This window comes from Alteromonas sp. ABV4_515 (genome assembly GCF_056160345.1).
In genome coordinates this window covers 1-20,207 of the sequence record NZ_JBSWWZ010000006.1, presented here as the reverse complement: position 1 = coordinate 20,207, position 20,207 = coordinate 1, and the positions used below count along the sequence as shown (strand labels likewise).

General features: G+C 46.5%; 21 protein-coding genes and 1 tRNA gene. 15 read left to right on the top strand and 7 right to left on the bottom strand.

The features are described from left to right. Positions 1–2: 2 nt before the first annotated feature. The 8 genes from aroA to pyrF all read left to right on the top strand — a co-directional run bounded on the left by aroA (position 3) and on the right by pyrF (position 9,040). On the top strand, positions 3–1,283 hold the full coding sequence (gene aroA, locus ACXAGX_RS14360) for a 3-phosphoshikimate 1-carboxyvinyltransferase (RefSeq protein ID WP_474839164.1): 1,281 nt from the start codon (positions 3–5) through the stop codon (positions 1,281–1,283). Between the two features lie 143 nt (positions 1,284–1,426). Beyond that, positions 1,427–2,101: a (d)CMP kinase gene (gene cmk, locus ACXAGX_RS14355; protein ID WP_474839162.1), complete on the top strand. Its 675-nt coding sequence runs from the start codon at positions 1,427–1,429 to the stop codon at positions 2,099–2,101. A gap of 131 nt (positions 2,102–2,232) precedes the next feature. Next, the gene (rpsA, locus tag ACXAGX_RS14350) at positions 2,233–3,903 is read left to right on the top strand and encodes a 30S ribosomal protein S1 (RefSeq protein ID WP_070127696.1); all 1,671 of its coding nucleotides are present in this window, start codon (positions 2,233–2,235) and stop codon (positions 3,901–3,903) included. A gap of 76 nt (positions 3,904–3,979) precedes the next feature. Then, positions 3,980–4,270: an integration host factor subunit beta gene (ihfB, locus tag ACXAGX_RS14345; RefSeq protein ID WP_474824684.1), complete on the top strand. Its 291-nt coding sequence runs from the start codon at positions 3,980–3,982 to the stop codon at positions 4,268–4,270. A 220-nt stretch (positions 4,271–4,490) separates the two neighbouring features. Continuing rightward, a complete protein-coding gene (locus tag ACXAGX_RS14340; protein WP_474839160.1) occupies positions 4,491–6,830 on the top strand; it encodes a PilZ domain-containing protein in 2,340 nt (779 codons plus the stop codon). 82 nt (positions 6,831–6,912) lie between these two features. After that, entirely contained in the window at positions 6,913–7,167 is a 255-nt protein-coding gene (locus ACXAGX_RS14335; RefSeq protein WP_474824682.1) for a lipopolysaccharide assembly protein LapA domain-containing protein, read from the top strand. 3 nt (positions 7,168–7,170) lie between these two features. Then, the gene (gene lapB, locus ACXAGX_RS14330; RefSeq protein WP_474839159.1) at positions 7,171–8,340 is read left to right on the top strand and encodes a lipopolysaccharide assembly protein LapB; all 1,170 of its coding nucleotides are present in this window, start codon (positions 7,171–7,173) and stop codon (positions 8,338–8,340) included. 7 nt (positions 8,341–8,347) lie between these two features. Next, positions 8,348–9,040 (top strand): orotidine-5'-phosphate decarboxylase, encoded by a 693-nt coding sequence (pyrF, locus tag ACXAGX_RS14325; RefSeq protein WP_474839157.1) that lies wholly within the window; start codon positions 8,348–8,350, stop codon positions 9,038–9,040. Between the two features lie 75 nt (positions 9,041–9,115). Here the strand turns inward: pyrF and ald are convergent, their stop codons facing one another. Further along, positions 9,116–10,243 (bottom strand): alanine dehydrogenase, encoded by a 1,128-nt coding sequence (ald, locus tag ACXAGX_RS14320; protein ID WP_474839155.1) that lies wholly within the window; start codon positions 10,241–10,243, stop codon positions 9,116–9,118. A gap of 134 nt (positions 10,244–10,377) precedes the next feature. Between ald and lrp the strand changes: the two genes are divergently transcribed. From lrp to serS, 6 genes are all read left to right on the top strand, one after another. Continuing rightward, positions 10,378–10,863, top strand: coding sequence for a leucine-responsive transcriptional regulator Lrp (lrp, locus tag ACXAGX_RS14315; RefSeq protein ID WP_070127690.1), 486 nt, complete (start codon positions 10,378–10,380; stop codon positions 10,861–10,863). A 260-nt stretch (positions 10,864–11,123) separates the two neighbouring features. Continuing rightward, entirely contained in the window at positions 11,124–13,775 is a 2,652-nt protein-coding gene (locus ACXAGX_RS14310; RefSeq protein WP_474839153.1) for a DNA translocase FtsK, read from the top strand. A gap of 5 nt (positions 13,776–13,780) precedes the next feature. Next, positions 13,781–14,407 carry an outer membrane lipoprotein periplasmic chaperone LolA gene (gene lolA / locus ACXAGX_RS14305; RefSeq protein WP_474839151.1) on the top strand — a complete coding sequence of 209 codons (627 nt, stop codon included), beginning with the start codon at positions 13,781–13,783 and terminating at the stop codon, positions 14,405–14,407. Positions 14,408–14,448: 41 nt separating this feature from the next. Further along, complete coding sequence (locus ACXAGX_RS14300; RefSeq protein ID WP_474824801.1) at positions 14,449–15,717, top strand: replication-associated recombination protein A; 1,269 nt, start codon at positions 14,449–14,451, stop codon at positions 15,715–15,717. Between the two features lie 4 nt (positions 15,718–15,721). Next, positions 15,722–16,105 (top strand): fluoride efflux transporter CrcB, encoded by a 384-nt coding sequence (gene crcB, locus ACXAGX_RS14295; protein ID WP_474839149.1) that lies wholly within the window; start codon positions 15,722–15,724, stop codon positions 16,103–16,105. 10 nt (positions 16,106–16,115) lie between these two features. Beyond that, entirely contained in the window at positions 16,116–17,411 is a 1,296-nt protein-coding gene (gene serS, locus ACXAGX_RS14290; RefSeq protein ID WP_474824674.1) for a serine--tRNA ligase, read from the top strand. Between the two features lie 63 nt (positions 17,412–17,474). Here serS and ACXAGX_RS14285 read toward each other — a convergent pair whose 3' ends face one another. From ACXAGX_RS14285 to ACXAGX_RS14265, 5 genes are read right to left on the bottom strand one after another with little or no spacing between them, the layout of a single operon-like run. Further along, positions 17,475–17,819, bottom strand: a complete 345-nt coding sequence (locus ACXAGX_RS14285; RefSeq protein WP_474824673.1) for a TusE/DsrC/DsvC family sulfur relay protein — start codon at positions 17,817–17,819, stop codon at positions 17,475–17,477. Further along, the gene (locus ACXAGX_RS14280; protein ID WP_474824672.1) at positions 17,816–18,079 is read right to left on the bottom strand and encodes a hypothetical protein; all 264 of its coding nucleotides are present in this window, start codon (positions 18,077–18,079) and stop codon (positions 17,816–17,818) included. The genes ACXAGX_RS14285 and ACXAGX_RS14280 overlap by 4 nt, the downstream gene beginning before the upstream one ends. Beyond that, positions 18,079–18,444: a DsrE family protein gene (locus ACXAGX_RS14275; RefSeq protein ID WP_474839147.1), complete on the bottom strand. Its 366-nt coding sequence runs from the start codon at positions 18,442–18,444 to the stop codon at positions 18,079–18,081. The genes ACXAGX_RS14280 and ACXAGX_RS14275 overlap by 1 nt, the downstream gene beginning before the upstream one ends. Beyond that, positions 18,444–18,842 carry a sulfurtransferase complex subunit TusD gene (gene tusD / locus ACXAGX_RS14270; protein WP_474839145.1) on the bottom strand — a complete coding sequence of 133 codons (399 nt, stop codon included), beginning with the start codon at positions 18,840–18,842 and terminating at the stop codon, positions 18,444–18,446. The genes ACXAGX_RS14275 and tusD overlap by 1 nt, the downstream gene beginning before the upstream one ends. 9 nt (positions 18,843–18,851) lie before the next feature. Then, on the bottom strand, positions 18,852–19,517 hold the full coding sequence (locus tag ACXAGX_RS14265) for a Bax inhibitor-1/YccA family protein (RefSeq protein WP_070127680.1): 666 nt from the start codon (positions 19,515–19,517) through the stop codon (positions 18,852–18,854). 253 nt (positions 19,518–19,770) lie between these two features. Between ACXAGX_RS14265 and ACXAGX_RS14260 the strand changes: the two genes are divergently transcribed. Continuing rightward, positions 19,771–19,862: transfer RNA gene (locus ACXAGX_RS14260), tRNA-Ser, on the top strand. Positions 19,863–20,017: 155 nt separating this feature from the next. Here ACXAGX_RS14260 and ACXAGX_RS14255 read toward each other — a convergent pair. Next, positions 20,018–20,207, bottom strand: a 190-nt coding sequence (locus ACXAGX_RS14255; protein WP_474839143.1) for a hypothetical protein, incomplete at its 5' end; no start/stop codon positions are given.

Here is a 20,207-nt window from a genome sequence, read left to right as displayed (position 1 = left end):
TTATGGAGCAGTTAACCTTACAACCGATTTCCCGTATTGACGGTGAAGTTAACGTCCCTGGTTCTAAAAGCCTGTCTAATCGCGCTTTGTTACTTGCTGCTTTGGCTGATGGTGAAACGACACTCACCAATTTGCTAGACAGCGACGATATTCGTCATATGCTCGTGGCACTGGAAAAGCTAGGTGTGCGTTATGAACTGAGCGACAGTAAAACCGAATGCAAAGTGCAGGGTATCGGCGGTAAATTTAAAGTGACCGGCGAAACAGAGTTATTTTTAGGTAACGCGGGTACCGCGATGCGTCCGCTTTGTGCGGTACTGGCAGCCAGTGATGTGTTGGTTACCCTTACTGGTGAGCCGCGCATGGAAGAACGCCCGATTGGCGATCTTGTCGATGCATTACTTGAAGCCGGTGCAGATGTTACCTATCTGAAAAACAAGGGGTACCCACCTCTGCGTATTGCCGGCGGTAGTTTATCGGCAGATGAAGTGTCGGTGGACGGGAGTGTTTCCAGTCAGTTTCTTACCGCGATTCTGATGGCTGCGCCGCTCTTTGCATCTGATACGTTAATCAAAATTAAAGGTGAACTTGTTTCTAAGCCGTATATCGATATTACCTTAGATACCATGGCGAAATTTGGTATCGACGTGGTTAACAACGATTACGCGAGTTTTGAAGTGAAGGGCAATCAAACTTATAAAGCGCCAGGACGTTTTATGGTTGAGGGCGATGCGTCGTCAGCGTCTTACTTCCTTGCTGCAGGCGCGATTAAGGGCGGGACGGTAAAAGTCACGGGTATTGGTAGCAAAAGTATACAGGGTGACATTCGTTTTGCTGATGTGCTTGAGGCTATGGGCGCTAAGGTGGAGTGGGATGATGAATCTATCACTGTGACTGGTGCACCGCTGAAAGGTGTCGACCTCGATATGAACCATATCCCAGATGCAGCGATGACCATTGCTACTACCGCGCTTTTCGCAGAAGGGCCGACGTCCATTCGTAACATCTATAACTGGCGGGTAAAAGAAACGGATCGTCTGAATGCGATGGCAACAGAACTTGAAAAGTTAGGTGCAAAGGTAGAAGAGGGCCATGATTACATAACGGTATGGCCAACAACGACGCTGAAGCACGCAGCCATTGATACTTACAACGATCACCGCGTTGCCATGTGTTTCTCACTCGTTGCGCTGAGTGATACGCCTGTGACAATCAACGATCCTGGCTGCACAGCAAAAACGTTCCCTGACTACTTCGACAGATTCGCAACAATCTGTCACTAAGTGTTCCACATCTTCTGTCATTCTAACTAAACGCCCTGAAACGCAATGCCATCTTCCTGGAAGGCGGCATTGCTAATCTACTCAGGGCGGGTATAATTGCGCGCGATTTTATAACCTTTTTATAACTTATAACTGGAGCAGCTATGCAACTGATCCCCGTCGTCACGGTTGACGGACCGAGTGGAGCTGGTAAAGGAACCCTGAGCAGTTTGCTTGCAAAAGAACTTCAATGGCACTTTCTCGACAGTGGTGCTATATATCGCGTGCTGGCTGTAGCCGCACTTCATCATGACATCCCGGTAGACGATGAGCCTTCTATTGTGCCGTTGGCAACAGGTCTTGATGTGAGTTTCGAGACCGACGGCGAAAGCAGTCGCATCATCCTTGAGGGCGAGGATGTCACAGACGATATCCGTACCGAGCAGGTTGGGGCGGTTGCCTCACAGGTAGCAGCATTACCTCGTGTACGCGAGGCATTGCTTCGACGTCAACGAGCGTTTCAGCAAGAACCTGGATTGGTCGCAGATGGTCGCGATATGGGTACTGTTGTATTTCCTGATGCACAGGTAAAACTTTTTCTGACTGCCAGCGCCGAAGCCCGCGCGGAGCGTAGATATAGTCAGTTGAAAGATAAGGGCATGGATGTTAACATTGCGCGCCTTTTAACCGATATCAAAGCTCGGGACGAACGAGACACCCAACGCGCCGTGGCGCCATTGGTACCGGCACAAGATGCAGTAGTAATAGATTCCACGCATCTGGATATTACCCAGGTGTTTGAAAAAGCGATGGAAATTGTAAGAACAAAGGTACGTTGATTAACAGCGTTACCTTTATTTGTATTTCCGTTTTTTGTGATATGTCGACACAGGATGTGACGACTTTTGTTAGTAACCCCACGTTAGCCGGACTGTAATGTGGTTTTAAACTGAATAAATTAACTGAACTTATGACTGAAAATTTTGCACAACTTTTTGAAGAAAGCCTCCAGGAATTAGAAACACGCCCTGGTTCGATTGTTAAAGGTACCGTAGTTTCTATCGACAAAGACATCGTTCTTGTTGATGCAGGCCTGAAATCAGAAAGTGCTATCCCAGCTGATCAATTCAAAAATGCTGAAGGCGAATTAGAAATCGCTGTTGGCGATTCTGTAGACGTAGCACTCGACGCAGTAGAAGACGGTTTCGGTGAAACTATCCTGTCTCGTGAGAAAGCTAAGCGCCATGAAGCTTGGGTTGAGCTGGAAAAAGCTTACGAAGATAAAGCCACTATCAAAGGCGTTATCAACGGTAAAGTTAAAGGCGGTTTCACTGTTGAAGTTAACAGTGTGCGCGCGTTCCTGCCAGGTTCTCTGGTTGACGTACGTCCAGTACGCGACACCACTCACCTGGAAGGTAAAGAGCTTGAATTTAAAGTAATCAAGCTTGATGCGAAGCGTAACAACGTAGTTGTTTCTCGTCGTGCAGTTATCGAAGCAGAAAGCAGCGCAGAACGTGAAACTCTGCTGGCTAACCTGGAAGAAGGTCACGAAATCAAAGGTATCGTTAAGAACCTGACTGATTACGGTGCGTTCGTAGATCTGGGTGGCGTAGATGGTCTTCTGCACATCACCGATATGGCTTGGAAGCGCGTTAAGCACCCAAGTGAAATCGTAAACGTTGGTGACGAAATCAACGTTAAAGTTCTGAAGTTCGACAAAGACAAGCAACGTGTATCTCTGGGTATGAAGCAAATGGGTAACGATCCATGGCACGACATTTCTCAGCGTTACCCAGAAAGCACTAAGATCTCTGGTCAGGTAACTAACCTGACTGACTACGGTTGCTTCGTAGAAATCGAAGACGGCGTAGAAGGTCTGGTTCACGTTTCTGAAATGGATTGGACTAACAAGAACATCCACCCATCTAAAGTTGTTAGCTTAGGCGACACTGTAGAAGTGATGGTTCTGGAAATCGACGAAGAGCGTCGTCGTATTTCTCTAGGTCTGAAGCAGTGTATTGCTAACCCTTGGGAAGAGTTCGCGAAGTCTCACGAGAAAGGCGACAAAGTGTCTGGTAAGATCAAGTCAATCACTGACTTTGGTATCTTCATCGGCCTTGACGGCGGCATCGATGGTCTGGTTCACCTGTCTGACATCAGCTGGAACAAAACTGGCGAAGACGCAGTTCGTGAATTCAAGAAAGGCGACGAAATCTCTGCTGTTGTTCTGCAAGTCGACCCAGAGCGTGAGCGTATCTCTCTTGGCGTTAAGCAAATCGAAGAAGATCCTTTCAACAAGTATCTGACAGATAACAAGAAAGGTGCTATCGTTAACGGTACAGTTACTGCTGTTGACGCGAAAGGCGTTACAGTTAACCTGTCTGAAGAAGTTGACGGCTACATCCGTGTTGCTGACTTGTCACGTGACCGTGTAGAAGACGCTTCTGAAGTTGTTAGCGTAGGCGAAAGCATCGAAGCGAAATTTATGGGCGTAGACCGTAAGAACCGCACTGTTAACCTGTCTGTTAAAGCGAAAGATCAGGCTGACGAAAAAGAAGCTATCGACAAAGTTAACCAGCAGGAAGACGCTGGCTTCGCAAACGCGATGGCAGAAGCATTTAAAGCTGCTAAAGGCGAATAATGCAAATACGGGTGTGCTAAACCCACACCCGTTCCGTAGTAGCTGTACCATAATGTTTTTACGAGAGAGGTTTTAGATGACCAAGTCGGAACTGATTGAACGGCTCGCGGACCAGGCGCGACATATCCCGGCAAAAGATTTAGAGCTGGCGATTAAAGAAATTCTGGAACAGATGGCGCAAACTCTGCAAAAGGGTGAGCGTATCGAAATTCGTGGTTTTGGTAGTTTTTCACTGCATTACCGCGCTCCGCGTGTTGGGCGTAACCCTAAAACCGGAGATACCGTTAAACTTGATGGTAAATATGTTCCACACTTTAAACCCGGTAAAGAATTACGTGAACGGGTAGATAGCGCCATCAGCGCTTAATTCTAAAAAGCCGCATTCTGCGGCTTTTTTTATTTCTGCTCTTTGTTATTGCTGCAATCGCATAACTACGCATCCCCATTCCGTAAGAAGCATAATAAGAACGCGGTAGACCATCTTCATCAATAAGTCTAATTTATAAGATTAAAACTTGACCACGATCTCATAATCGATATATTAGAAAGGTGCTAATTAATACTTTTTTGCTGTAATAATAAAAATAATGCCAGCTTCCGAAGAACAACAGGTCATAAAACAGTATCAGCCGCTCATTAGAGCGCTTATTCCTTACGAGCAAGATAATAGACTGCTCGAAGGCCTGAACAAGTTCACGGGTCGTGTTTCGGCTTCTATTCGCAAAACAATTAAAGAAGAAGTCATCAGGCTCACGTCACTGACTGACGCGCCAGCGGACAATTCCTCCTTTGCACAATTTCCTGTTTTCAAATTTTCCCATTTTGGGGTCGAAATGCGGCTCGATAAAGTGGGGGCGCAAATACTGCAAAAAGAGTCCGAACTTTATCGAGAGCGTTATACGGTTGGTGTTTTTGAAACCATCACTAATTCTGATTTTTATAAAGAACACCTTAAGAAGGAAAATCATAAAAAAATCGTTGATGCGTTCACAATCGAAAGCCAAACGTTAGACGACATTAATTTTGGTGATGAACTGGCAATTACACCCCATTTTCCCGTGTCTTCACTTGAGTTCGAAAAAGGGCGTAGCTGTACGGTATCTTCGTTTGCCAGTAACAGTATGTCGCTTGAGAGCAAGCGCCCGCCGAAAGTAAGCTCGAAAGAGGTATTTAGTTTTCATTTACCCGAGATACCAGGCATACCCAAAGAGCAGGCTGTTAGATACATGGTAAGTGCGATTAAATTCAATAAGCACACCGAAAAATACGAAACGCACTTTCGCCTTCACCCGAGTACCGACCCAAAAATAGTGGCAGCACTAAAAAAATATGTGAACATGGCTTCGTTTCAACAGCCTTTGCAGCGTGAACTGGAAAGTGAACGAGCCATGCAAGATCTTGAGCGTGATCGTATTCTCGATAATAGCCCGTGGGTTCCGGTATTTTTGCAAGTGAATAAGCAAGGTGTAACACCGCTCTCGGTGCTTTTCACGGCCGCTAACGAACAGTTTAGTGGCGGAATTCCTGCCACTCATGATCTCACTCGCCCAAAGCTTATCGCACGAGTCATGGCTGAGATGACGACGTACTCTGAGTCGTTTGTCATAACAGGGTTAATACAAACAAAGCAGGGCGAGGTAAGAATTGCCGCGACAATTCGTGAGCTCGAGAAAGCTGGCATAATCGCTCAGGTTGTTCACTTGCTCAATGCGAATAACTCGATGTACTGCGCACACTGTCGCTTGCAGCAGGTTGGTAACGTAGATAAGCAAAAAGCGTTTGCCATTCATGACATTGTCTCGAACGAGAACGAGCAGCTAATGCAGATTTCCCATGTCATGTTTTATCGAAATGCGACGGAAAGTTTGACTGGCTTGGCTCTGAGTCAGCGACTGCCGATGCCAGCAATCCCCGATGAATTCTTGCAAGACACCGCGAAAGCGAAAATTTCGCTGCTTTTTGATGAGCAACTTAACCGGCGTGCCGAAACCCGATATTTGCTGGAGAAGGAAGGGGCAATTAAAACGGGGTTGTTAAAATCACAACAGGTGTTCGTAAAAGACATCTCGCCCAATGGCATGTGTATTGAGCTGCCTGAACCACTATCGTCGGCTGAGAAAGAACTGAAGGTTTCCGTACCCGAGTTCAAACTCAAGTCTCAGCGTTACCGCGTTGTCGGTGTTTCGTCTTGCAAGAAGGTAATACGGCTAAAGCTGTTTGCAAAACGAGAGACAGTTTGTGCAAGCATTAATCAGTTAGTAAATAAAAATATCAGTTACTTTAAATCTCGCGATTTAACGGTAATTCAGCGAAGAAACCACCGATTTGCCTGGGAACTGGCTGTTCGACACCATCCCTCTGCCAGCATTTTGTGTATTAATAACCGCTATTTAATCAACCGTTTGAAAACACTTTATCAGGCCAGTGAATGCAGCGATTTATATCCATTTTCTGTTATCGAAAATGTGGTGCCTATGCATGGCTTTTTCGCCGATAAAAACGCGGATAAGCCTAAGTCTCGTTTGCTATCGGAAATGTTCGAGGGAAAAGTAACCTCCGCGAATGTCGTGCATTGCGTGCGTAAAAGCGATAGCAAGCTGGTTTACCTTCCAGAACACGAATATTTCTTCGGTGTGTTAAGAAAGCAGGTGCATAACCATTTGACTGAAAACAAAATTGAGTTATGCGTAACCAAGGTTGACGTAAGCCGATGCCAAAACCACGAAACTACTATGTCTAAAAAGCGCCTGGCTCAGCTTTCTCGTATCGATAAACCCATGTACGATCGCTTCAGCGTAATGCAGACCTCTTATAGTCATGTATTGTATTTGACTAGCGAATCTGCTCTTCACAGCGCAGTGATGCGCGCAAAATTGCGTCCGGTCAAAGCTAAAGCTGAGCAAAAGCAGGCTGCAGCGACAGCATAACGTAGATTTTTACTGATTCTGATATTATGTTTTCCTTCAATTTGCTATCCTTTTGCTTAGTTGAAAAACAAAGGTTTTTACGTTGAAAGGAATAATCACACTTCTTGTTATCGTTTTCCTGTTAGTGATGGCATTCGCCATTGGCTCGCAGAACGAAACGCTAGTGACCGTTAATTATTTGATAGCGCAGTCTGAACTCCGGATGTCTACGCTAATCGCTATTACGTTATCCATTGGTATCCTAATAGGATTACTCATGATGCTTCTTAGCTGGCTGAGCTTGCGTGTTCAGCTCGTTGCGGTGCGGGGCCGGTTACGCAAGGCGACGAAAGAATAAAATATGCTGGAATTGTTGTTTCTCCTTTTGCCTGTTGCTGCCGGCTACGGTTGGATAATGGGCCGCAACAGTGTGCGTCAAGCGCAGCGGAAACAATCGAGCATATTATCTCGTCATTATTATAAAGGCCTCAATTTTCTTTTATCCGACCAGCCTGATAAAGCTGTCGATACACTCATCAAGATGATCAACCTCAATAGCGATACGGTGGAGACTCACATCGCCATGGGGAACTTTTTCCGGCATCGCGGAGAAATAGATCGCGCCATCAAAATTCATCAAAACCTGGTTTCAAAAGAGGAAATTCAGGGAACGCAGCAAGAAAACGCGCTCAAAGAGTTGGGTAAAGATTACATGCAGGCCGGTTTTCTGGAACGTGCAGAAGGTGCTTATCTGCAGCTATTGAATAGCGATAGACACTATCAGGTGGCTCAACAACAATTATTCAGCATTTATCAGACAACCAAAGAATGGGAGCGCGCCATCGAGCTTGCTGAGCGTATGGTGGAATGCCATGGCGATACAGATGATGTGAGTGAACGTCTTGCCCATTTTTATTGCGAGCAGGCACAAATAGAGCAGAACAATGGCCAGCAGGGCGATGCACTAATACTGCTACAAAAAGCAGTTAACGCCGATGAACATGCTGTACGTCCTTGGCTTATGCTGGGGCATATTGCGTTGAACCAAAAACGCTATTCCGACGCGAATGCCTATTTTATTCAAGTTGCAGAACACGACCTGAACTGGTTTAGTGAAGCGGTTCCAAGCTTAGAAGTTATCGCTAACGAAACCGGAGATTGGGATGGTTTCGAGAAAGCATTGGCTTCACATTGGCAAGAATGTGCAACGTCTTATCTCGCCATGGTCGATATTAAAATTCACCAAGGTAAAACATCTGAAGCCGCCCAATATTTGCTTGAACAATTGCGCAAGCGTCCTACCATGAAAGGGTTCAAAACCCTCATGGGACTTTATATAGACCAAATCAACGATACTGAATCCGCAGATAGTTTACGTTTGTTGAAAGGTTTAGTTGAAGAACAGATTAAGCAGCGTCCCAAGTATCGCTGTGCAAGTTGCGGGTTTTCCGGAAGAAAACTGTATTGGCTATGCCCATCCTGTAAGAAATGGAATGTAGTAAAACCCATCAAAGGCTTAGACGGAGAATAAATCTCTCATGCAAGATCCTAAAGTCATCGTCGCTCTCGATTACGACAATGCAGACAATGCCCTGGCATTTGTTGACCAGCTAGACCCAAGCCTGTGCCGGCTGAAAATCGGTAAAGAAATGTTTACCTTATTCGGCCCAGAACTGGTTAAAAAGCTTCAGAATAAAGGCTTTGAAATCTTTCTTGATCTCAAATTCCACGACATTCCGAACACGGTTGCCAAAGCATGTAAAGCGGCAGCAGAAATGGGCGTGTGGATGGTAAATGTCCATGCAAGTGGCGGCCTGGAAATGATGAAAGCAGCGAAACTGGCCATTGAATCCAGCTCTCATCCACAAACCAAACTGATCGCCGTAACTGTATTAACCAGTATGGATGAAGCACAACTTCAACGTGTTGTTCCTGGTGTAACACCTGCCCAACAGGTTGAGAAGCTTGCGGCGCTCACTTTTGAAGCGGGCCTGGATGGTGTTGTTTGTTCGGCACAAGAAGCCGTGCTTCTACGGAAAACCATGAAGGCACCTTTCTTGTTGGTCACGCCTGGTATTCGTCCTGTTGGCAGTGATGTTGGCGACCAAAAACGTGTGATGACACCCGTCGATGCGATGGAAGCCGGCGTGAGTTACCTTGTGATGGGCCGTCCTATTACCCAGGCAGACGAGCCCATTACCGTATTAAAAGAAGTAAACGCATCACTTTAAAATATATTGTGGTTTATAAAACAAAAGCCCCGCTGTGTTCGCACACCGCGGGGCTTTTTCAGTAACTACTACTGATTATTTCAACGCTTCTTCTGCTGGGGTGTAGGTGAGGCCCAGCTTTTCACCTAAAGCATCAACTACGGCTTTGTAAGTCACTTTACCTTCGTGAACGTTCAGTCCGTTCAACAAATGTTTGTCGTCGAGCATGGCTTGCTTAGGCCCTTTGTTGGCCAATGCCAGACCAAACGGCAGCGTTGCATTGTTCAGTGCCATGGTTGACGTACGAGCAACACCGCCCGGCATATTTGCTACACAGTAATGAACTACGTCATCGATAATGTACACAGGATCTTGGTGAGTGGTCGCCTTAGAGGTCGCAAAACAACCGCCCTGGTCAATTGCAACGTCAACCACGACTGAGCCTGGCTTCATCGCTTTGATATGTTCTTCGTTCAGCAGTTTAGGAGCAGCCGCACCCGGAATAAGTACCGCGCCAACCACTAAATCAGCTTTTGAAGAATATTGCTCGATAGCGTCTACTGTTGAGAATACTGTTTTTACCTGACCATTAAAGATATCGTCAATCTGACGTAAACGAGGTAGAGAGCGATCCAGAATAGTGACATCTGCCCCCATACCCACAGCCATTTTCGCCGCGTTAATGCCTACCACGCCGCCGCCGATTACTAATACTTTTCCTGGTGCTACGCCTGGTACACCGCCGAGTAACGTACCACTGCCGCCATGCGCTTTCTCAAGGTAGTGCGCACCTGCTTGAACAGACATACGACCTGCAACTTCACTCATTGGTGCTAGCAGAGGTAGACCACCACGGTCATCTGTCACTGTTTCGTAAGCAATACACGTTGCGCCTGAGGCAATGAGAAGCTCTGTTTGCACTGGGTCTGGGGCAAGGTGAAGGTAAGTGTACAGGGTTTGGCCTTTTCTCAGCATCTTACATTCGTTTGGCTGTGGCTCTTTCACTTTAACGATCATTTCTGCTTCGGCAAAAATTTCTTCCGCTGTTGCAGCGATATGTGCACCAGCAGCGATATACATATCATCAGTAAATCCAATCGCTGTACCTGCATTGGTTTCCACAACGACACTATGACCGTTTGTGACAAATTCCTTCACTGCGGCAGGCGTCAGGCCAACACGGTACTCATGGTTTTTAATTTCTTTTGGTACACCTACTAACATAGAACCCTCAATCATTGCTGTTTTATTGTGTTTTGAAGTGCCGCAGTATACGTGATGAAAAAACGAAGTTTGTGCTGAATATTTCTGAGATGCCATGTTATATTCTGAATTATAGCCAAGTTGCGGAATATAATATGCTAGTAAAAACCCCGAAACACCTTGACCGAATAGACAGGAATATACTCATTCAACTTCAGAAAGACGGCAGAATTTCTAACGTTGAATTGGCAAAATCAGTGGGGTTGAGTCCGAGTCCGTGTTTGGAAAGAGTCAAGCGGCTAGAGGCGCAGGGATACGTAAAGGGCTATCACGCAACCCTCGATCCTGAGAAGCTAGGCGCAGCTATGTTGGTGTTTGTTGAGATTACCTTAACAAAGACTTCAGTGGATATATTTGCAGAATTTTCTGCTGCCGTTCAAGATCAGGAAGACATTCAAGAATGTCACCTTGTTTCTGGCGATTTTGATTTTTTGTTGAAAGCCAGAGTGGCTGACATGTCGAGTTATCGAAAGTTACTTGGCGATACATTATTACGGCTTCCTGGCGTGAGTGAATCTCGTACTTACGTGGTGATGGAGGAAGTAAAAAGTACTACCTCTTTACGTATAAACCTCAAATGAGCTGTGAGTCGGTCAATTTCGATTAGAAAGTCGTCATGCAGATGTACCGTAGGCAGATTAAAATAGGTAACTAAGCTACCTTTATGGTAGGCTTTTGCTATAAAAACACCTGTTGAAACGAGGGAATTTCAGGTTGTATTCAGCCATGATTCAGCAGGGTTGCAAATAATAATGAATGTTTCAAACAGGCCGGCGTTGTCTTCCGTGTGCAGGGAAATGCCTTTACACAAACGCCTGGCTGATATTAGTGATTAGGGTTTATGGCGCGTTTAACAGGTGTTCAGCGATTACTCGAGGCCGGCATGATTGTCGCCAGTGTGTTCGCTTTCTTCATTCTACTGGCATTAGCTTCCTTCCATCCCGGCGATCCGGGGTGGAGTCAGGCCGGGCTGCAACTCGATGTACATAACTGGGTTGGCGCTACCGGGGCATGGGTTGCCGATTTGTTATTGTTTAGCTTTGGTTGGCTGGCCTATTTATTACCTTTCTGTTTTGCCTTCATTGGCTGGTTTCTTTTCCAGCATGTGAAAGATCTTGATGAGTTCGATTATCTTACTATCGGATTGCGTATCATCGGCGGCTTGCTGATTGCGTTGGGCGTAACAGGCATCGCCAGCATTAATTTCAACGATTTGTATAACTTTTCTGCCGGCGGCTTTGTCGGTGATGTCATCAGTTCAGCGCTCATTCCGTATTTTAATACTGCCGGAACCATTCTGCTGCTGCTTTGTTTTTCCTGCACCGGTTTCACCTTGCTAACCGGCATCAGCTGGTTGGACATAATTGATGGTCTGGGAAGTGCCACCATATGGTTTGGACGCAAAACGATTACGGTACCACAGCAACTCATTGGTCTTGAAATGCCACGTCTTGCGCTTTCTTCTCCGGAAAAATCAGCGGGGCAGGGGAGTGACGATTCTCTCGATGTGACAACGTTGAGGGCTGCCCCTCCTGCAGATGATGAAAAGCCCACGAAGGCGTCCACTGGCCGTACATATGGCAGTTCAAACAGGGACGAACCTTCTTTTAGTATTCCAGATGAAGTGTTTGCTGACGAAGAAGAACCCGAATATACCCTGAATGAAGGCAGCAGCGACAAAGTTGATAGCAAATCTTCAGGATTTTCTTTTAGCAGCTTAAAAGAAAAAGTCATGCCAACAAAAGAGAAAGCCCCATCAGAGCCCGAAGTAGAAAAATCGGAACCTACTTTCTCTGCGTTTGATGATGTCTCAGAAACCGACAACACAAGTACGGAAAGTGGTATCAATACGCCACCGTGGACAGAAGAACCAACGGCTGCCCAACAGCCTGAAACGTCGGGCACTGCGCCTGCAGCTTCGCAAAAGTCGAAAGCGCCTACCACGTTGGCAGAGGCCGTGGCTGCAAAAGAAGCAGAAAAAGCTGAAATTGCTGCACTTGGTCCCATGCCTTCATTTGAACTGTTGGATCGCCCGAATCGGAAAGAAAACCCCATCACCCAGGAGGAAATGGATATGCTTTCCCGCCTGGTTGAAGACAAATTGAAAGACTTCAACATTGAAGCGAACGTGGTAGGTGTTTATCCAGGTCCGGTGATTACCCGATTCGAACTTGATTTAGCCCCTGGTGTGAAAGTCAGTAAGATTACTGGTCTTTCAAAAGACCTAGCACGTGCTATGTCTGCAATGTCAGTACGCGTGGTGGAAGTTATTCCTGGTAAGTCGGTTATTGGTCTTGAGTTACCGAACAAAAAGCGCGAGATGGTAAGTTTAAAAGAAGTGATCACCTGCGACGCTTTCCAGAGTAATAATTCGGCGCTAACCATGGTATTAGGTGCGGATATCAGCGGAAAACCTGTGGTGGTTGATCTTGCGAAAATGCCACATTTGTTGGTAGCCGGTACCACGGGTTCAGGTAAATCGGTAGGCGTAAACGTAATGATTCTGAGCTTGCTGTATAAGTCTAAGCCAGAAGATGTACGCATGATAATGATTGACCCGAAAATGCTCGAGCTTTCGGTATATGAAGGCATTCCGCATTTGCTTGCTGAAGTGGTAACTGACATGAAAGAAGCCGCCAATGCCTTGCGTTGGTGTGTGGGCGAAATGGAGCGTCGTTACAAGCTAATGTCTGCGCTGGGCGTACGTAACCTCAAAGGTTATAACGCCAAAGTGCTGCAAGCCATTGAAGACGGCGAGCCGATTAAAGATCCACTGTGGCGTACCGAAGACAGTATGGAACAGGAAGCGCCTGACCTCGAGAAACTACCTGCGATTGTCGTGGTGGTGGACGAATTCGCTGATATGATGATGATCGTCGGCAAAAAAGTAGAAGAACTGATTGCCCGGATTGCACAGAAAGCCCGTGCTGCCGGTATACATCTTATTCTTGCGACTCAACGTCCATCGGTAGACGTTATCACGGGTTTGATTAAGGCCAATATTCCCACCCGTATTGCGTTCCAGGTATCCAGTAAAATTGATTCCCGCACTATCCTTGACCAACAGGGCGCAGAAGCCCTTCTCGGCATGGGTGATATGCTTTATTTGCCGCCAGGCAGCCCTGTTCCTACCCGGGTGCATGGTGCATTTGTTGACGATCATGAAGTACACGCGGTGGTTAGCGACTGGCAGAAGCGCGGTAAACCCAATTACATCGATGAAATTCTAAACGGTGAATCGTCAGCCGAAATTCTGTTACCCGGTGAGGCGTCAGAGAATACCGACGAGGAATACGATGCTTTCTTCGATGAAGCCGTGGCATTTGTTACGGAAACACGACGGGCCAGTGTATCCTCAGTTCAGCGCAAATTCAGAATTGGTTACAATCGCGCTGCCCGCCTGGTAGAACAAATGGAAGCAAACGGTGTCGTATCTTCACCGGGACACAACGGTAACCGGGAAGTTCTGGCACCACCTGCACCGAAGGAGTAATTAGTATGCGTCAGGTTTTAGCATTATCGGCAATGGTATGTTCTCTTAGTTTTTCATCTGTAGCGATGGCTGGTGATCAGGCCACCACAGAACTGCGCACCTTGCTCTCTCATATCAGTCAGTATAAAGCGAGGTTCAAACAAACCATTACTGACACCGAAGGTAATGTGGTTCATGAAGCCAATGGAAATATTATGCTTGCTCGTCCAGATAAATTACGCTGGGAAACGGTATCACCAGACGAAAATACCTTGGTGGCCGATGGTGAAACCGTTTGGAATATCGACCCTTTCGTCGAGCAAGTCACGATTATCGATCAGAAAAAAGCGGTTAAAGATAACCCTATTATGTTGATCACTGCTACGGACGATGAGACCTGGGCGAAGTTCGTGGTGAGAAAAGCGGATGCGGTTAGCGACGAGTACTTTGTTACGCCGGTGAACCAGGAAGGACAGATTCGTGAACTTACCCTTATTTTCAGTGATGACGCCTTAGTTGGCTTAACCACACTAGATGCACAGGAGCAAATTAGCAGTCTAAAATTCAGTGCCGTTGAGACCCAATTCCCTCTGGCAGCCGATGCCTTTACGCCTTCTTTTTCTGATTCTTACATAGTTGATGACCAGCGGTGAGTTTATTTTCTCAGGATGATTACGCGCCGCTTGCGGCGCGGATGCGCCCTGTCAGCATTGATGAATATGCAGGCCAGCAGCATTTATTAGGCGAGGGTAAACCGCTGAGAAAAATGCTCGAGGCGGGACAGTGTCACTCGATGATCTTGTGGGGACCACCCGGCACCGGCAAAACCACCTTGGCGGAAATGATTGCACAATATACTCATGCAAAAGTCGTCCGGTTGTCAGCAGTAACGGCGGGTGTGAAAGATGTACGTGCGGCCATGGAACAGGCAGAGATAGATAAACGTCATGGTCAGCGAACCCTGTTGTTTGTCGATGAAGTACATCGCTTCAATAAGAGCCAACAAGATGCCTTTTTGCCTTTTGTTGAATCTGGTGTGGTGACTTTCATCGGTGCTACCACCGAAAACCCATCGTTTGAACTGAATAATGCTTTACTGTCTCGGACCCGGGTATACGTACTCAAAGCGCTTGACGACGAGGCGCTGAATCGTTTGCTCGAACGGGCATTGCACGACACCGAGAAAGGTCTTGGCAGTCGTGGTTTGTCGCTTACTGATGAAGCGCGCAGTGCACTGATTGGGTTATGTGCTGGCGATGGACGTAGATTGCTTACGTACCTCGAATTAGCCAGTGATTTTGCTGAAGGTCATGAAATTGTCCTAGCCGATATTGAACAGGCTGTAGGCGAAAAAGTCGCAGCCTATGATAAAGGCGGTGATGCGTTTTATGATCTCATCTCTGCCTTCCATAAATCGGTAAGGGGCTCTGATCCTGATGCCGCATTGTATTGGTACGCCAGAATACTTAATGGTGGCGGCGATGCACTGTATGTAGCAAGGCGGTTGCTGGCGATTGCGTCTGAAGATATCGGTAACGCTGATCCCAGAGCCTTGCACCTTTGCGTAACTGCATGGGACTGTTATCATCGTGTTGGTCCCGCAGAAGGTGAACGGGCTATTGCTCAAGCCGCGGTGTATTGTGCCCTGGCGCCAAAGAGCAATGCGGTTTATATGGCGTTTTCGCAGGCGAAGCAGTTGGCCGCGAAAGCACCTGATTATCCTGTTCCCATTCACCTGCGTAACGCCCCAACTGCACTGCTTAAAGAGCTCGGCCATGGTGATGAGTACCGGTATGCCCATAACGAGCCAAACGCTTTTGCGGCGGGTGAAGTATATCTGCCACCTGAACTTGCTGGGAATCGGTTCTACGAGCCTTCCGAGCGTGGGCTGGAACAAAAACTAAAAGCGAAGCGGGATTTTCTCGACGCACTCAATCAACAAGCATGGAATAAAAAGGGATAACACAATGCCAACAGGGATTGTACTTTACTGTTATATTGCCGCTGGCGGTGCCATGGGGGCCTGCTTGCGCTATTTTGTTAGTTCAAACATCGATTCCTGGTTTGGAAAAGCGTTACCGTTTGGTACACTCACCGTCAATGTGGTTGGCTCTTTCAGCCTGGCACTTTTATATGGATTCATAGAGCGGATCGAACTGGTGGAATCACCGTATCGGGCGCTTATCGGTGTGGGCTTATTAGGCGCCTTTACCACCTTCTCCACGTTTTCAATTGAAACGCTGACACTACTGGAAAACGGCCTGATCATGAAAGCTGTTGCCAATGTGTTACTGAATGTCTGCCTTTGCCTGTTAGCAGGCTGGGCAGCCATAGCAATGATGAAAGGATAAAAAGAATTACATGTTAGATCCAAAGTTACTTCGCGCAGACATCGATAACACCGCGAAGCGTCTTGCAGAGCGTGGTTTCACGCTGGACGTAGATGCATTTAACGCACTGGAAGATAAGCGTAAGGGTTTACAGACCAAAACGCAGGAATTGCAAAACGAGCGTAATGTTCGTAGTAAATCTATCGGTAAAGCGAAAGCACAGGGTCAAGACATCGCACCACTGTTGGCTGAAGTCGGGCAGTTAGGCGATGATCTGGATGCCGCAAAAGCCGAACTTGATGCATTACTTAGCGAGATCAGTGCATTGACACAGGGTATTCCTAACTTACCGGATGCTTCTGTTCCTGCGGGTAAAGACGAAAACGATAATGTTGAAATTACTAAGTGGGGCACACCTGCTTCTTTCGATTTTGAAGTAAAAGACCATGTTGATGTCGCGGAAGGTTTGGGTAAGGGCGCCGACTTCGAAGTGGCAACTAAACTCACTGGAAGCCGCTTTGTGGTAATGCGTGGCCAGGTGGCGCGTTTACACCGTGCACTCGCGCAATTCATGTTAGACACCCACACCGGCGAACACGGCTATCAGGAAATGTATGTGCCTTACCTGGTAAACCATGACAGCTTGTACGGTACTGGGCAACTGCCAAAATTCGGTGAAGATCTTTTCCACACCAAACCCGCCACGGAAGAAGGTCAGGGGCTTTCTTTAATCCCAACTGCCGAAGTACCATTGACTAATATTGCCCGTGACGAAATCTTTGATGCGAAGCAATTGCCGGTAAAAATGACCGCACATACACCTTGTTTCCGCAGTGAAGCCGGTTCGTATGGTCGCGATACCCGTGGCCTAATTCGTCAGCATCAATTCGAGAAGGTTGAGCTAGTGCAACTGGTGAAGCCTGAAGATTCCTTCAATGCGCTGGAAGAACTAACCGGTCATGCTGAAGTTATTCTGCAGAAATTGGGCCTGCCATACCGTAAAGTTCTGTTGTGTACCGGCGATATGGGCTTTGGTTCGTGCAAAACCTATGATCTGGAAGTGTGGCTACCGGCGCAGGATACTTATCGCGAGATTTCATCTTGCTCAAACATGCTGGATTTCCAGGCGCGCAGAATGCAAGCACGTTACCGTAACCCTGAAACTAATAAACCAGAATTACTGCACACATTAAACGGTTCTGGCTTAGCGGTAGGGCGTACATTGGTAGCGGTTCTTGAAAACTACCAGCAAGCTGACGGCAGTGTGAAAGTGCCGGAAGTATTGATTCCTTACATGGCTGGCGTAACAGAAATTAAACCTTCCTGATAATTTCTGGCAGCTGTAAAAAAGCGGAGATGTTAACTCCGCTTTTTTGTGTCTGATAGAAAATTATAAACACTTTGCCGGTTTCGGCAGTCCCGCCAGCTTCGTAGCCTGCTTTGCGGGTCCTTTCTTAAAGAGGCGCTGAAGATAGCGGCTATTGCCTTTTTCTGGTCCGTGCTCAGCAGCAATGGCTTTCACCAGTGCGCGAATAGCTGGACTGGTGTCGTATTCCAGATAAAACGCGCGAACGAATCGCACCACTTCCCAATGCGCATCCGTCAGTTCAATATTTTCTTGTTCAGCTAATAGCGGCACCATGCCTTCGTCCCATTGTGTGTGGTCCAAAAGATAGCCGTTTTTGTCTACCGCTATTTGCGCGCCGTTATATTCTAAAAAATGGGTGTCACTCACTTCACTACTACCTGTTTACCGTATTGCTCTATGAGCGCTACAATTTCACTGTCTGTTAACAAGGCTGCGTCTTCTACCTGCACACCACGTTGTTCGGCGTCGAGTTGACGTACTTTCAGTGTTGAGCACAAACTGGCTAGTTTATATATCTGATACACGCCATCTTCTAACAATATCACCGGTGATCCTGCCACATTCGCCGCAGCGAGGTAGCGATACATTTGCGGGGTTTCTGTGGCCGTATTAATCGTTACTATCATTAAAATGTCACCACGTGATCGGCTTGTTCGATAAGCATAATAATTCCTGCATCGTCGAGAGGCTCAGCTAAGTCTGATACGATATCTAACGAATAGTTTTGTGCGCCCATGCCCTGGCGTTCTATATTGCTTTGCGCGTAATAGCATTCCTCAATATCGAAAAACGGTAATGATTTAAGTCGCTTGCTTTGATCTTTAACCCCGTTGACTTTCTTTTGCGGCAATAGCTGATACAGACCATTCCCTTCGAATATTATCACTACCTCATGACCGTAGTTCGTAGCGGCAAGTGCAAAATCCAATCCGTCAGATGCATCGCTGGTACCATAAGGTGCGCTGGTCAATCTAATCAATAGTTTAGCCATTAGAATTGCACCAGATGTTTGCTGTTGTGTAAATCGGCAAAAAATTCACCCAGCCCCGTCTGTTCAAACGGTACAATGTCATTTGCATTTATACCGCGCTTTTCGCCAGCGGTCATACAAACCCGTAAGGTTACATTATGTTTTTGCTTCAGTGTTTTCCATGCCGCGAAATAATTGGTTTCATCATTCGGCGGGGCCATTGCGGGCATCGCATTATAAATCCCACGCTGATAAAAAAATATTTGGTCAATATGATGCCCATCAGCCAAGAGCTGATGACAGAAGGCAAGGGCAGTAGACGCTCCCTGATCGTCATAAGGCGCTGATGTAACAAGGACGGTGTAATTAGACATAGAAATAAAAAAACACCCCGTTTGGGGTGTTTTCTCCAGACTCACGGGTAACGATTAGTCGTCGCTACCGAACGCACCTAACAGATGCAGAATCGCTGTGAACAGATTGTAGATGTTCAGGTACATCGATACTGTTGCACGAATGTAGTTAGTTTCGCCACCGTTAACGATACGGCTGGTATCGAACAGAATGAAACCAGACATTATGAAAACAATTGCTGCACTGATTGCCAGTGAAACCGCAGGTACCATAAAGAATATGTTAGCGATACCAGCAACAATGGCTACAACCAAACCAACAATCAGAAAACCGCCCAGGAATGAGAAGTCTTTCTTAGTGGTGAGTGCATAACCAGAAAGCGCGAAGAATACCAGTGCTGTTGCACCTAAAGCCTGCATAATAAGGCCCGGACCACCCATTGCGAGATAAAACTGCAATGTATAACCCAAAGATGCACCCATCAAGCCGGTGAAAGCAAATACCCAGTAAATACCGGAAGCTGAATCCGCTTTTTTCTGAACTACGAATAAAGTGATGAAAGCGCCGATGGTCATTACCAGAGACATAATAGGTGAAATACCTACTGCCATGGCAATGCCGGCACAAACAGCACTGAAAGCCAGGGTCATGGCAAGCAGCATATAAGTATTGCGAAGCACCTTATTGGTTTGCAATACTGACTGTTGAGATGCACCTGCATACATCGAACGTTGATCCATTGTTTCCTCCAGAAGGATATCGTTAAAAACCAAAAAAATATGGTGATGTAATCTTAGGTCATTTGTATGGGTTTTGGTTCAATATTTCAAGTGCTTTCCACATCAAAGACACCCCTTGTAACATCTTACGTTTAATTAATACGCAAGTTGGGGTAAATCCAGACCAGTTTGTTTAAAACATAAGCGCTTGAACAGTTTTTTAAAATTATCCCTTTACAGCCATAAAAATATCATTAAGATACGCAGCACTTACGGAGAGATGGCAGAGTCCGGCTGAATGCACCTGACTTGAAATCAGGCGAAGGGTCAAACCTTCCGGGGGTTCGAATCCCTCTCTCTCCGCCATATTCTACAAAACACCGCCTCCCAGGCGGTGTTTTTGTTTGTGCAGATTGATCGCTTCCAAATAGCCATAGCATGTTGTTTGTCATCGCTTCTTTAAAATTAGATTTAGCGGTGACGATAGACGACAGCAAACTGGTGGCATATTGGTCGCTTTATCAGCCAATATGGCAAAATTTGCACACATTGTTTATTGATTGCGCATTCGATTGATTTTGTGAGAAAAAAGACTTTTCACAGCGAAAAAAATCATTATTATACGCAGCACTTACGGAGAGATGGCAGAGTCCGGCTGAATGCACCTGACTTGAAATCAGGCGAAGGGTCAAACCTTCCGGGGGTTCGAAT